This window comes from Micromonospora sp. SYSU B005, from assembly GCF_055362685.1.
The window spans coordinates 221,179-234,642 of the sequence record NZ_JAXCFU010000001.1 but is presented as its reverse complement, the minus strand read 5'-3'; the positions used below and the strand labels follow the sequence as shown (position 1 = coordinate 234,642).

The 13,464-nt window shown below is 73.2% G+C and carries 12 protein-coding genes; 3 read left to right on the top strand and 9 right to left on the bottom strand.

The window, feature by feature from the left end; translation table 11 throughout:
* Nucleotides 1-21 precede the first annotated feature (21 nt).
* A complete protein-coding gene (locus SM452_RS01080) occupies nucleotides 22-801 on the bottom strand; it encodes an SDR family NAD(P)-dependent oxidoreductase (protein ID WP_355512659.1) in 780 nt (259 codons plus the stop codon).
* Between the two features lie 285 nt (nucleotides 802-1,086).
* Here SM452_RS01080 and SM452_RS01075 point away from each other — a divergent pair, with 285 nt between their 5' ends.
* Entirely contained in the window at nucleotides 1,087-2,139 is a 1,053-nt protein-coding gene (locus SM452_RS01075) for a fatty acid desaturase family protein (RefSeq protein WP_355512657.1), read from the top strand.
* A 50-nt stretch (nucleotides 2,140-2,189) separates the two neighbouring features.
* Here SM452_RS01075 and SM452_RS01070 read toward each other — a convergent pair whose 3' ends face one another.
* Nucleotides 2,190-2,951, bottom strand: a complete 762-nt coding sequence (locus SM452_RS01070) for a hypothetical protein (protein ID WP_262013910.1) — start codon at nucleotides 2,949-2,951, stop codon at nucleotides 2,190-2,192.
* Nucleotides 2,952-3,179: 228 nt separating this feature from the next.
* On the opposite strand from SM452_RS01070, the gene SM452_RS01065 reads away from it, so the two are divergent.
* Complete coding sequence (locus SM452_RS01065) at nucleotides 3,180-4,328, top strand: FHA domain-containing protein (RefSeq protein WP_135241854.1); 1,149 nt, start codon at nucleotides 3,180-3,182, stop codon at nucleotides 4,326-4,328.
* An 80-nt stretch (nucleotides 4,329-4,408) separates the two neighbouring features.
* On the opposite strand, the gene rocD is transcribed toward SM452_RS01065, so the two are convergent.
* The 5 genes from rocD to SM452_RS01040 form a co-directional block, all read right to left on the bottom strand.
* The gene (rocD, locus tag SM452_RS01060) at nucleotides 4,409-5,623 is read right to left on the bottom strand and encodes an ornithine--oxo-acid transaminase (RefSeq protein ID WP_355512668.1); all 1,215 of its coding nucleotides are present in this window, start codon (nucleotides 5,621-5,623) and stop codon (nucleotides 4,409-4,411) included.
* Nucleotides 5,623-6,369 (bottom strand): dimethylarginine dimethylaminohydrolase family protein, encoded by a 747-nt coding sequence (locus tag SM452_RS01055; RefSeq protein WP_463839379.1) that lies wholly within the window; start codon nucleotides 6,367-6,369, stop codon nucleotides 5,623-5,625. Before SM452_RS01055 ends, rocD begins: the two co-directional genes overlap by 1 nt.
* 286 nt (nucleotides 6,370-6,655) lie before the next feature.
* Nucleotides 6,656-7,534, bottom strand: a complete 879-nt coding sequence (locus tag SM452_RS01050) for a thrombospondin (RefSeq protein ID WP_463839175.1) — start codon at nucleotides 7,532-7,534, stop codon at nucleotides 6,656-6,658.
* Between the two features lie 113 nt (nucleotides 7,535-7,647).
* A complete protein-coding gene (locus SM452_RS01045) occupies nucleotides 7,648-9,105 on the bottom strand; it encodes an RICIN domain-containing protein (RefSeq protein WP_463839174.1) in 1,458 nt (485 codons plus the stop codon).
* Between the two features lie 5 nt (nucleotides 9,106-9,110).
* The gene (locus SM452_RS01040) at nucleotides 9,111-9,860 is read right to left on the bottom strand and encodes a cellulose binding domain-containing protein (protein WP_463839173.1); all 750 of its coding nucleotides are present in this window, start codon (nucleotides 9,858-9,860) and stop codon (nucleotides 9,111-9,113) included.
* Between the two features lie 277 nt (nucleotides 9,861-10,137).
* Here SM452_RS01040 and SM452_RS01035 point away from each other — a divergent pair, with 277 nt between their 5' ends.
* Nucleotides 10,138-10,953: an Fpg/Nei family DNA glycosylase gene (locus SM452_RS01035; protein ID WP_463839172.1), complete on the top strand. Its 816-nt coding sequence runs from the start codon at nucleotides 10,138-10,140 to the stop codon at nucleotides 10,951-10,953.
* 48 nt (nucleotides 10,954-11,001) lie between these two features.
* On the opposite strand, the gene SM452_RS01030 is transcribed toward SM452_RS01035, so the two are convergent.
* Nucleotides 11,002-11,874, bottom strand: a complete 873-nt coding sequence (locus SM452_RS01030; protein WP_355512648.1) for an aminoglycoside phosphotransferase family protein — start codon at nucleotides 11,872-11,874, stop codon at nucleotides 11,002-11,004.
* A 93-nt stretch (nucleotides 11,875-11,967) separates the two neighbouring features.
* Complete coding sequence (locus SM452_RS01025; protein WP_463839171.1) at nucleotides 11,968-13,389, bottom strand: WGR domain-containing protein; 1,422 nt, start codon at nucleotides 13,387-13,389, stop codon at nucleotides 11,968-11,970.
* Nucleotides 13,390-13,464 lie beyond the last annotated feature (75 nt).

Below are 13,464 nucleotides of genomic sequence, written 5' to 3'. Positions count from 1 at the left end.
GGCTCGCCGCGCCGGTGCGTCTCACCTGATCGGCGAACCGCCGTCGACCGGGATGGTGTGGCCGTGGATGAAGGACGCGTCGTCGCTGGCGAGGAAGCAGACCGCGCGGGCGATCTCGTGCGGCTCGCCGTACCGGCCCGCGGGCGCCTGCATGGTCAGGTCGTAGAACGGGAAGTCGCTGGTGATCTCCGCACCCTCGAAGGCCGCGGTCTTGATCACGCCGGGGCCGATGCCCACAGCGCGGATGCCCTGGTGGCCGTAGTCGTAGGCGATCTGCTTGGTCAGCCCGATGACGCCGTGCTTGGCGGTGGTGTACTCCGCGCCGACCTCGCTGGCGACCACGCCGGAGGCCGAGGACACGTTGATCACGACGCCCTTGCCGCGCTCCAGCATGTGCGGCAGCGTCGCCTTGGTCGCCAGGAAGACGCCCTTCAGGTCGACCTCCATCACGCGGTCCCACTGCTTGTTCTCGATCTCCAGCAGTGGCACGTACGCGCCGAACACACCCGCGTTGTTCACCAGCACGTCGATGCGCCCGTACGCGTCGAGGGCGGCGCTCACCATGGCGCGTACCGAGTCCTCGTGGGTGACGTCGGCCGCCACCGCCACCGCGTCGCCGCCGGCTTCCTTGACGCGCGTGACAGTCGCCTCGGCACGTTCCAGGGAGAGGTCGGAGACGACCACCTTCGCGCCCTCGGCGGCCAGCTCGACGCACATGGACATGCCGAGTCCGGAGCCCACCTGGTCCGGGCTGAAGCCGCCGCCCGTCACCAGCACCACCTTGTCCGTCAATCCACGCACCGCGCTGTCTCCCGTCTCTCGATGACCGTGCAGCCTGCCTATCGGCCGTTCGGCTGAGTGGTACTCATCTTTACGTACAGATTAGCTGGTCAGAGGGGGTGCGCCCACCGGCGATAGGGTCCACTGCGGTGTGACGAAGATCGTTTGCGCTGCGCCGGCCCGGAGGGGTAGGGACAGCACCACCCCCGAGCCGGGGGTCTGCGGGATTACCCACGGCGACGATCATCGGCAAAATCGGTGACGGAGAGTCGCGTACGGACCGTGGCTCGCGGCATCGGGGGCGACATGACTACTTCCACGTCGACGGAACCCGCGGCACGGCGGGGCAGCGACTACGCGCGGCTGTCCCGCCGGATCGCCGAGGCGGGCCTGCTCGAGCGGCGGCCCGGCCGGTACGCGCTGCGGATCGCGCTCACGCTCGGCGCGTTCCTGGCCGGCTGGGTCGTGGTGGCGCTCGTCGGCGACTCATGGTGGCAGGTGCCGCTGGCGGTGGTGATGGCGGTGGCCACCACGCAGGTGGCGTTCCTCGGCCACGACGCCGGGCACCGGCAGATGTTCCGCCGGCGCGGGCCGAGCGAGGCGGCCGGACTGGTCGCCGGCAACCTCGCGGTCGGGCTCAGCTACGGCTGGTGGGTGGACAAGCACAACCGGCACCACGCCAACCCGAACCACACCGACGAGGACCCGGACGTCGGCGCGGGCGCGCTGGTCTGGACGTACGAGCAGGCGATGGCCACGCGCGGCCTGAGCCGGTGGATGGCCCGCCGCCAGGCGTGGCTGTTCTTCCCGCTGCTCCTGCTGGAAGGGCTGGCGTTGCACGTGGCGAGCGTGCAGGCGCTCGTCGGCCGGGAACCGGACGGGCGGTGGCGGGTGCCGATGCGGCACCGGGCCGTGGAGGCGCTGCTGCTCGCCGTGCACGCCGCCGGCTACCTCGGGCTGCTGTTCGCGGTCATGTCACCGGCGAAGGCACTGCTGTTCGTCGCCGTGCACCAGGGGCTGTGGGGTTTCTACATGGGCTGCTCGTTCGCCCCGAACCACAAGGGCATGCCGATGCCCACCGCCGACGACGAGCTGGACTACCTGCGCAAGCAGGTGCTGACGTCGCGCAACGTCCGTGGCGGACGGTTCGTCGACCTGGCGCTGGGCGGGCTCAACTACCAGATCGAGCACCACCTGTTCCCGAACATGCCGCGCGCCAACCTGCGCCGGGCCCGGCCGCTGGTGATGGCGTACTGCGCCGAGCAGGGCGTCCCGTACGCGGAGACCGGGCTGTTCGAGTCGTACCGGCAGGCCCTGGCGCACCTGCACGACGTGGGCCGGCCGCTGCGCGCGGCCTGAGCGCGGCGGGCCGGGCGGGGGCGAGTGGGGCGCCCCCGCCCGGCGCCGGCTCAGATCGGGGTGCCGGAGAAGGCCGCGGCGATCGCCGCGGGCGCCTCCTCCACCGCGCCGGGTGCGGGCGGGCTCAGCCGCACCGGCGTGCCGAACTCGGAGTAGGTGACAGACATCCGGCCGAGTGACGCGTCGATCGGCGTCATGTCCAGCGTGAACGTGCTGAGGCGCCCCTGCTCGTCCAGCGTCGCGGTGAACGGCAGCGCCTTCGCCTTGTCACCCGCCGCGGCGAGGGCCTTCCCGGTGGCGCCGCTGCGCGTGTAGTCGAGCGTCCCGGCGTACGAGCGGTCAGCCGAGCCGCGGACGTCGACCACCGCGGCGAGCAGCTTCTTCACCCCGCCCGGATCGTCCACCGGCATCACGCCGTCGCCGGTGTCCATGCGCAGCCACTTCCGGGAACCGCCGAGCTGCTCGCCCAGCTCGCCGTCGAACTTGACCCAGGTGTCGGGGCCGATGACCAGCATGCGCACCTCACCGAACGCGGCCATCGTCAGGGTGGTCTGCATGGTGCGGGCCCGCGGATCGGTCACCCCGTGCGCGCTGAGCATGGCCGAGTCCAGCTTGACCCGCAGCGTCTGCTCGTTGAGCTTCTCGATGGCGGCGGTCAGTTCGTCACGCGGCGTCGTCGGGCTCGCGGAGCCCGCAGCGGCGGCCCGTTCGGCCGGCGCGTCCGCTCCGGTCCGGTCGCCGCATCCGGTCAGACCGAGGCCGAGCACCGCGACGATCGCGACCCCCGTGGTCGCCAGCCGTCGTTTCGTCATCAGTGATGGTCCTCCGCGAAAGGGGCCCCTCACCGGGGCCGGACGATCAATGTAACGGCGCCCGCCGGGTGGCGTGCGCCCCTTTTCCGCAGTGCGCGGCGAGGCCGCCGACGGGGGTGGCCGGTAGGGTCGTCGCATGGTGGAGGGCGCGCCGCGGTGGTGGCGCGCGGCGCGGCGGGCCGACCGGCCCTGGCCGCGTCACGGGACGACATCGTGCGGAGCTGCGGCATGAGATTCGAGATCAGCAAGGTGCTCGACGCCATCGAGGGTCGGGTCTGCACCGATCCGTCGCTGGCCAGGGCCGTGGTCGACCTGGCCGAGGTGATCCGCTGGCAGAACCTGGACGGCGGCCGACCGGCCAGCCTGCTGCGGCTCGGCATGGTGATCGACGCGCTGTCCCGGCAGATCGGCGAGGACAGCGTCCCGGTCTACGCGATCGTGCACCGGGCGCTGCTGTCCGACGCCGACCTGACCTCCAACGAGCGGATGGTGGTGCGCCGGTGGGCCGACGACGGCCTGGTGGAGGTGCTCGACCAGCCCGGTGACCGGATGCTGGAGGTGGCCGACCTGCTCGGCCTGCCGGTGCTCACCCGGGCGCGGCTGGACGGGCTCGTCGGGCGGTACCCGTGGGTCGCGCAGGCGGGCCGGGTGCTCGCCCCGGTGCCGGGCGCCGGCGGGCCGGTCTTCATCGCGCACGTCGGCGGCGGCCAGGACCCGGCCACCGGGAGCCGCTCACCCGCCGGCGTCAAGGTGCTCTCCCGGAAGTGGCGCTGTCCCGAGCCGGGCTGCGCGCTGTTCGGCGGCGGTGGGGGCGGCGGAGCCTTCGCCGACCTGGCCGCCGTGGACCGGGTGCCGGCCGAGCAGCCGCCGCCCACGCTGCGGACCGGCGCGCCGACCTGCCCCCGGCACGGCGCGCGGCTCTCCGACGCCGGCCCGCGCCCGCGTACCGCGGTGCTCGCGGCGCGCATCGGCGGGCTGGTCCGCAAGCGGTTCGTGCTCACCGAGACCGAGCCGGTGGCGATCGGCCGGGCACCGGACGGCCCGGGCGGGGTGACGCTCGGCCAGTGGCTCAACGACGAGGCCCGTCGCTGGATCAGCCGCAGCCACATCCGGCTGGAACTGCGGGTGGGCGAGGTGGTGGTCACCGACACCAGCACCAACGGCTCCGGCGTACGCCCCGGCGGCTCGATGGCCGAGCACGAGCGGATCGCGCTGGCACCGCAGCAGTCCCGGGTGCTCGCCGAGGGCGACCTGATCGAGCTGTACCCGGGCGTGCAGGTCGGCCGCGCCGACGACATGACCAGCGACGCGAAGTACACCCCGAACTCGGTGATGGCCGAGGCGCCGACCATGGCGATGCGGCTGCCGCGTCAGTGACGGGCACGTGCGAAGGCGCCGGGACCGTCGTGGTCCCGGCGCCTTCCTCGCGTACGGAGTGAGCCTTCTCGCGTACGGCCTCAGCCGGCGAGCACGGCGGCGAGCTGCGCCACCGCGTGGTCGATCTCCTCTTCGGTGATCACCAGCGGCGGGGCGAGCCGGATGGTCGAGCCGTGCGTGTCCTTGGCGAGCACACCCCGCTCCATCAGCCGCTCGCACGCCTGCCGGCCGGTCATCAGCGCCGGGTCGATGTCCAGCCCGGCCCACAGCCCGCGACCGCGTACCGCCACCAGGCCCTTGCCGATCAGGCCGCGCAGGCCGGCGTGCAGCCGCTCACCCAGCTCGGCCGAGCGGCGCTGGAACTCGCCGGTCGCCAGCAGCCGGACCACCTCGGTCGCGACCGCGCAGGCCAGCGGGTTGCCGCCGAACGTCGAGCCGTGCTGGCCCGGCTGGAGCACACCCAGCACGTCGCGGTTCGCGGCCACCGCCGACACCGGCACGATGCCGCCGCCGAGCGCCTTGCCCAGCAGGTACATGTCCGGCTCGACGCCCTCGTGCTCGCAGGCGAACGTCGCGCCGGTACGCCCCAGACCCGACTGGATCTCGTCGGCGACGAACAGCACGTTGCGTTCGGTGCAGACCCGGCGCACACCCGGCAGGTAGCCCTCCGGCGGCACCACGACGCCCTGCTCACCCTGGATCGGCTCCAGCAGCACGGCCACCGTGTTCTCGTCGATCGCCGCGGTCAGCGCGTCCAGGTCGCCGTAGGGGACCACAGTGAAACCCGGGGTGTACGGCCCGAAGTCGGCGCGTGCGTCCTCGTCGGTGGAGAAGCTGACGATGGTGGTCGTACGGCCGTGGAAGTTGCCCTCCGCCACCACGATGTTGGCCTGGCCCGGCGCGACGCCCTTGACCTGGTAGCCCCACTTGCGGGCCACCTTGATGCCGGTCTCCACCGCCTCGGCGCCGGTGTTCATCGGCAGCACCAGGTCCTTGCCGCAGAGCGCGGCCAGCTCGCGGCAGAAGTCGGCGAACTGGTCGTGGATGAACGCACGGCTGGTCAGCGTGAGCCGGTCGAGCTGCGTGTGCGCGGCCTCGATCAGCTTCGGGTGCCGGTGGCCGAAGTTCAGCGCCGAGTATCCCGCCAGGCAGTCCAGGTAGCGGCGGCCGTCCACGTCGGTCAGCCAGGCGCCCTCGGCCGACGAGATCACCACGGGCAGCGGGTGGTAGTTGTGCGCCGTGTGACGCTCCGCGTCCCGGACCGCGGACGGAGTCCGCAGCATGTCGTCGATGATCACTTGCTCGCCTTTCCCTGACGGAGTCGCAACGTGCAGCACTTCGGTCCGCCGCCGGCCTTGCGCAGCTCGGACAGGTCGATCCCGATGGTCTCGTAGCCCCGGTCGCGCAGCTTCGCGGCCAGGTCGGTGGCCTGCGCGGGCAGCACCACGTGCCGGCCGTCGCTCACCGCGTTCAGGCCCAGCACCTCGGCGTCGGCCATGGTGGCGTGGATCGCGTCCGGGAACAGCCGGCGCAGCACCGCCCGGCTGCCGGGGGAGAACGCCTCCGGCAGGTACGCCACGGTGCGCTCGTCGAGCACCGTCAGCGCGGTGTCCAGGTGGTAGAAGCGGGGGTCCACGAGCTGCATGGTGATCACCGGGTAGCCGAAGACCTCCTGGAGCTGCGCGTGCGAGGCGTGCGCGGTGCGGAACCCGGTGCCGGCGAGCAGGTGGTCACCGGCCAGCAGGACGTCGCCCTCGCCCTCGTCGGCGCGCTGCGGGTCGCGGAACTGCACCGCCATGGCCTTGCCGTCGATCACGGTTCCGCCGTTCGCGGCGAAGACCATGTCCGGCAGGCCGGCGACCGGCTCGATCAGGTCGACCTCGTGGCCCAGGTCCAGGTACGTGCGCCGAAGCTGCTCCCACTGCCGGATCGCCAGGTCGGCGTCGACCGGGGCGGTGGGGTCCATCCACGGGTTGATCGCGTAGTCGACGGCGAAGTACGTCGGCCGGCACATCAGAAAGCGCTGGCGGATGGCGTCCATCGTCATGTCGTGCTCCCAGGGTCGGGCGCGCCCGGCCACCGTCGGCCCACGGGCTGGCGCCGTGGTCCAACGTTATGCGGCCCGGGTAGACGACATCCACCGTGGGAAGTTGCGTCCGGCAGCGGATCGTTGCGTTGAATCGGTCACCGACGAGCGATCGTTGCGCCGACGCCGGACACACTTCGGGGGCGGCGAACCGCCGCCCCCGAAAGAGGTGTTGCCCGGCCGGTGAACCACCGGAACTGATCAGGCTGGCCGGCCCTGCCGGCGATCGGGACAGTGCCCGTCAGAACCAGGCACCAAACTGTGAGTCAAGCCACTCGCGGAAGCGGCCCACCCAGTCGCCGTCGGTGGTCGGCCAGTCGAACTGGCCGGTCATCGCCACGATGCCGAGCACCACGGCGGCCAGGCCGACAGCGATGCCGATCAGCGCGTCGGTCTTGCCGGCCACGTGCCGCCGACGGGTGGCGATCAGGCCCAGCACCGCCAGCACGGCACCGACCGCGCCGACGCCGATGCCGTACCCGGCGAGCGTGCCGGAGAGCACGAACATCGCCCCGACCACGGAGACGATCAGGCCGAGCGTGGCGAGCAGGCTGGCCCGGGGACGCTTGGTCGTGTACGGCTCCGGGCGGTCCACCCGGCCGTCGCCGTCGGTGTCCGTACCGTCGGGCCGGCCGTCCCGGTCGAGGTCGGTGCGGTCCGGCCGGCCGTCGCGGTCCAGGTCGACGGTGCGCTCGGCGACGGGCGCCGCGCCGGCGGTCCGGGCGTCGGTCACCGGAGCGGTCCGCGTGTCGGCGTCGACCCGGCGGCCGGTGACCGCACGCGCCGCCGCGCCCCGGTCCGCCGCCCGTCGCCGGGCCTCCGCGTCCCGCTCGTCGTCGGCCGCCGCGATCCGGCCGTCGGTCGTCGTGGCCGCCGTCCGGCCGTCGGTGGCCGTGGCCGCGCCGAGGTCGCGTGCGTCCCGGTCGGTCGCCGCGTCCCGGGCGCGCTCGTCGTCGGTAGCGGTGGCGGCGCTGCGGTACGTGGTCCGCTCCTCGTCGCGGTCGGTGACCACGGGCCGGTCGGCCGGCTGCTCGGCGGTCCGGTCGCGCTCGTCGACCACGCCGTCGCCGTTGGTATCGGTACTGGTCGCCGGAGCGTTCCGGCGGGACAGGATCTTCACTGTGGCACCTCCTGATCCAGGCGCGGAGGCCGCGCATGACAAGCAGGAAGTACCCAGGTGTGCCGAAATCGACACCCCTGGGTCCACTCCGCACGCCGAGGTGCGCCACCCGGTCAGGACACCGTGCGTGACCACTGCTGGTTGGTGCCCGCACCGCAGGCGTACTGCTGGACGTCCGCGCCGTCGCCGGTGCCGGCGTTCACCACGTCCAGGCACTTGCCGCTGTGCCGGGCCCGCAGCTGGAACCAGCCGCCGAGCGCGGCCCACTGCCACTGCTGGTTGGCGCCGCTGCCGCAGGTGTACTGGATGATGTTGGCGCCGTCGGCGGTGGACGCGTTGGCGACGTCGAGACACTTGCCGCTCGCCGCGTTGACGAGGCGGAACCAGCCGCCACCGGCGTCCTGGAACTCCCACCTCTGGTTGCCGCCGCCGTTGCAGCCCCACTGCTTGACCTCGGCGTTGTTGGCCGTGGAGCCGTTGATCACGTCGAGCACCCGGCCGCTGTGCCGGGCGGTGACGCGGTGGTAGGTCGGCGAGTTGCCGGTGACGGTGCCCGCCGCCGTGTCGACGGTGACGGACGGATACCAGGTCAGGCTCATGCTGGTGGCGGTCGGGAAGGCGATCGGCAGCCACACGTACTGGGAGTCGTTGGCCGGGCCGCCCCAGGCGCCCGCCCACCTGTCACCCAGGTAGAGGTAGTTGGTGCCGGAGGTGCCCTGGATCGGCAGCACGAACGCCGGCTGGGAGTTGAACGTGGTGCCGTTGCCCACGTCGGTCCAGCCGCTCCACGGTCCCGAGATGCTCGGCGCGGTGGCGTACCGGGCCTGGTTCGGGCTCCAGCCCGTCGCCCCCGAGGTCAGCAGGAAATAGGTGGAGCCCCGCTTGAACATCGCCGGTGCCTCGCGGTGCGCGCCGTCCCAGAAGTTGCCCACCAGGGCGGCCACGTTGAGGTAGTCCGAGGTGAGCCGGTAGATGTTCAGGTCGTAGTTGTCGTCGGCCGCCGAGATCATGTACGCGGTGCCGTTGTCGTTGTAGAGCGTGATATCACGGGACATGTGCTGCCCGAGCGGCCGGAAGCTGCCGTGGTACGTGTAGTTCCCGTCCACGGTGGCCGACGAGGCGACGGCGGCCCGCGCCTCGTTGTAGTCGGACCCGTTCTCCTTGTGCATCCACATCACGAACCGGCCGGTGGCGGCGTTGTAGACGACCTTCGGCCGTTCGATGTTGGCGACCCGCAACTCGGCCGCCGACGACTGGGTGAGCACGTTGTTGCGGAACTCCCAGCTGCGCAGGTCCGTCGAGCGGTAGACGGACACCGCCCGGAACGTGTTGTCCGGGTTACGGTTCTCGCCGAACCAGTAGTAGTAGTCGCCCACCTTGAGCACGCCGCCGCCGTGGGCGTGCACCACCGCGCCGCTGGTGTCGGTGAACTGGGTGCCGTTGGTGACTGTCACCGGAGCCGCCAGCGCACCCGCCGCCGGACCCACCACCGTCGCCGCGAGGGCCACTGCGAGCGCCAGCCCGGCCGCCAGGAGGCGACCGGTGCCGCCGTGCCGTGCCGCCCGTCGCACGCCGGTCACCGCGCGCAGACCGGCGTGATCGTGGCGGGTGTCGCGCTGCTCGCCACGAGCAGGCCGAACGTCGCCGACGCGCCGGGCGCTAGCGTCCCGTTCCAGGAGGCGTTACGGACCGCGGCGTCCTGGCCGGAACCCTCGGCCACCCCGCCCCAGACCGACTGGATCCGCTCGTCGCCGGACCACCGCCACGAGACGAGCCAGCCCGGGACCGGCTCGGTGCCGCCGTTGCGCACCGTCACGGTGGCGACGAAGCCGCCGCCCCACCTGCTGTCGATCGTGGCCGTCGCGGAGCAGAGCGACAGCGTGCGCGCCGGTCCGCCGATCACGTACGGATCCCGCGTGCCCTTGGTGTCGCCGAACCGGAACCAGTACTCGGTACCAGGGGCCAGGCCGCCGATGGTCACCGTCCCGGATCGTTCCGGCCCGGTGACGGCCTCGGCCACCGGATCGCGCCACCCGGTGGCGTCCTCGCGGCTGGTGAAGAGGCTGATGAGGAGCGGCGGGTCGTAGCCGCAGGGCGGGCTGAGCACCATCCAGTAGGTGATGGTGAGGCTGCTGGTGGTGGCGCCCGTCACCTGGCCGGTGACCGGCAGCGCCGGCGGGCACGCGAACGTGGGCGTCGGGGTGGGCGTCGCCGCGGTGGCGGGCGTCATCGCCGTGGTGGCGGGCGACCGGTCGGCGCCGGCCGAGGCGGCCAGGCCGGTCAGGGCGAGGGCGGCGGCCAGTGCCGCGCCGAGCGTACGGAGCATCTGTCTCTCCCGAGCTGGGGGCGCCGGGGGCGGTCGGCGCCGGAGTGGTGGTGGACCGCGATGTCGCCGCCGCGGCGGCACGGCGGAGCGCCGGAGAGGACTGCCCGGCACCGGGGTGGCGCATCACCCCGCGCTTGTCCCTCCGGCGAGATCGAGCTGCTCGCACTGGCTCCCGAGCGCTGCCGCCGCCAGTCTTTCAGTCGACGACCGTCGATTCAATGGCGTCCCAGGACCCGACGTCGCCGGCGGCCCGATCCGCTGGCTACGCTTGGTCGTTGTGCCAGAGGGACACACCATCCACCGCCTCGCCGCCCGGCACGCCGAGCTGTTCGCGGGCGACAAGGTGCACGCCGACAGCCCGCAGGGCCGCTTCGCCGAGGGTGCGGCCCGCCTGAGCGGCACCGTCCTGGACGGCACCGAGGCGTGCGGCAAGCATCTGCTGCACCACTACGCGGGCGAGCTGACGCTGCACGTACACCTGGGTCTGTACGGGAAGTTCGCCGACGGGCCGGGGGAGCCGCCGGCCCCGGTCGGGCAGGTGCGGTTGCGTCTGCACAGCGACCGGCACTGGCTGGAGCTGCGCGGCCCGACCGCATGCGAGCTGCTGACCCCGCCCGAGGTGGCGGCGCTGCGCGACCGCCTCGGACCCGATCCGCTGCGCGCCGACGCCGACGCCGACCCGGATCGGGCATACGCGCGGATCCGCCGCAGCCCCACCCCGCTGGCCGCGCTGCTGCTCGACCAGTCGGTGGTGGCCGGCACCGGCCTGATCTTCGTGACCGAGGCGCTGTTCCGGGCCGGGCTGCCGCCGCTGCTGCCCGGCCGGGAGCTGACGCCGGGCGGCTGGGCCGAGCTCTGGGCGGACCTGGTGATGCTGATGGCCCGCGCGGTCGAGCGGGGCCGGATCGACACGGTGCGCGACGCCGACCTGCCGGAGGTGACCGGCCGTGCGCCGCGCGTCGACAGGCACGGCGGCGAGGTGTACGTCTACCGCCGCCCCGGCGCGCCCTGCCACGTCTGCGGCACCCCGGTCAGCCGGGGCGCGCTGGCCGGACGCAACCTCTACTGGTGCCCCACCTGCCAGGCGGGCTGACCCCTCGGCGTGCCTGCCGCTGCGCCCGCCCCGGGTGCGGCGGCGCTGTCACATCTCGTCGAGCAGCCAGCGGGCCGCCTCGACGTTGCCGGGGAAGACCTGGTCGCCGCCGATGCTCCAGGCCACCGTCTGGCCGATCGCCCAGCCGCGTACCCGCTCCCGGTTCAGGCCCAGCTCGGCGCCGAGCCGGTCGAGCCGGTGCCGCACCGCCGCGGGGGAGTGACCCAGCTCCGCGCCGCGCACGAGCGGCACCGCAGCGAACTCCCGCTCACCGACCAGCGGCTTCGGGTCGATCACCAGCCACGGTTCGCGCCCGGAGGCCAGGATGTTTCCCGCGTGCAGGTCCTGGTTGACCAGCACCTGCTCACCCTGACTCGGCGCCAGGTCGGCGAGCAGCCCGAGCGCGGTGTCGAGCAGCCGTCGCTCGTACGGGCGGCCGGCCCGCCGCCAGTTGCCGGGCATCCGGTCCGCCCAGCCGGCCGCCTCCTCGGCCAGCGGCGTGAACGGCGCGCCGGCCGGCACCGCGAGCCCCGGCAGCAGCCCGATCGCGACGTCGAGCGCCGCGTCGGGCGCCAGCGCGTGCAGCGGCGTACCCGGGTCGCACCGCTCGACGAGCAGTGCGCGCCGGTCGGGATCGTGGGCGAGCAGCCGGATCGCGCCCCGCCCGTCCCAGTGCGCCAGCGCGGTGGCCTCGTGGACGCTGTCGTCGTCCGGGTACTGGAGCTTCAGCACCGCCCGGGTCCCGTCCGGAAGCGTCGCGGGCAGCGCCAGCGAGGCGAACGCGTACGCGAACGGCGGGCCGACCGTCAGCTCCCACCGCGCGACGCAGTGGGCCAGCCGGCCGGGCAGCTCCGCGAGCCAGGCCCGGCCGGCCTCCGTCCGCTCGACCCAGCGCAGCCCTTCGGGAATGTCGCACCGCATCCGGACATCCTGACCGGTAGGGCGACGATCCGCTGTCCCCGGGCCGGTCTCGCGCTCGCCGGTGCGGCCGGCCCTGCGCCTCGCCGGTGCGCGTCAGCGCAGCCGGCGGATGTCCCCGTACGCCCGGTAGAAGCCGCCGCGGCCGGACTCGCGGACCTCGGTGACCAGGTAGCGCGCACCCGGCTCGCGGATGCCCTTGGGGAACTGCACCGACCAGTCCCGCCGGTAGCCGTCGGCGAGCACGTGCACGCGCAGCCGGCCGCCCTGCTCGACGCACTGCACCAGCACGCCGTCGCGCGCGTCGGTGGTCACCTCGACCGAGGTCCAGGCGGCCGTCTCGGGCATCCGGGCCGGTGCCTTCACGTCGACCACGTCGGGCACGCTGCCCGCCTCGGCCGCCCGGATCGCCGCCTCGCTCGCGTCGATGCAGGCCAGGTAGCCGCTCGTGGTGACCACGTAGAGCCGGTTGTCGTGGTACTGCATCGAGTACGCCGAGCCGCAGCCGGTGCCGAGCTTCCACAGCCGGTTGCCGGCCTGGTCGAAGCAGTAGATCGAGGAGGCGCTGTCGCCGGCGAACACGTACCGGCCGCCCTCGGCGGTGGCGCAGGAGAAGACCGCCGAGTCGCAGCGGTAGACCTGCTCGGCCCGGCCGTTCTTACGCAGGCGCACCACCTCGCGGGTGCCCGTGCCGGCGAACACGGCGTCCCGCTCCTGCCAGCCGAACAGCACCGCGCCGGTGCCGGTGTGCCACAGCTCGCGCCCGGTACGCCAGTCGTAGCCGGTGACCCCCTGCGAGTGGCCGTGGTAGAGCGCGTCGGCGTCGCAGCGCACCATCCACGCCGACCGGCCCCGTCCCGGCCGGCGCCAGAGGAACTCGTCCTCGTGGTCGATCGCCGAGATGCCACCGTCGCGGTCGGACACGCCCAGCACGCCGTCGTGGATGTCCAGCCAGTAGATGTCGATCTCGGGCGCGATCGCGTACGCCGCGCGGGGCACCTTGCCGGACAGGTCGTAGACGTTGCCGTCGTCGCAGCCCGCGTAGACCCAGGCGTCGTCGGCGACGATGCACTTCACCCCGTCGGGCAGCCGGACCTGGTTGACCAGCCGGGCGTCGTGGTCGAGCGTGGTGATCACGCCGTGCTCGTTGCCGACCATGCAGTGCCTGTCGTCGACGAAGATGCCGAAGGCCGGCGCGCCCGAGGCGTACCGCCACAGGACCGGGGCGGTGCGGGCGGTGGAACGGGTGCTGACGATCTGCCGGCGCGACACCGTGCGCTTCTGGCGTACGCCCGGCACCGCCGGGGCGTACCCCTTGCGGACCTTCTCGCCGATCTTCTTCGCGGCGGCGGCGCGGGCGCGGGCGTTGTCCGGGTAGGTGCTGGTCTTCACCTGGCCCTGGTCGCCGATCCGCCCGTAGCGCACTGTCATCGCGGTGTCGTCGACCACCACCTCGTAGAACTTGTGCGCTCCACCGTCCACTTCGGACAGTTCGAGGTAGGTCGTCTCCTGCGACATGGGGGGTTACCTCCGAGGGGAAGTGCCGGACCGGCAATGCGACAGCGCGCACACGCTAACGCCGGCCACCGACAC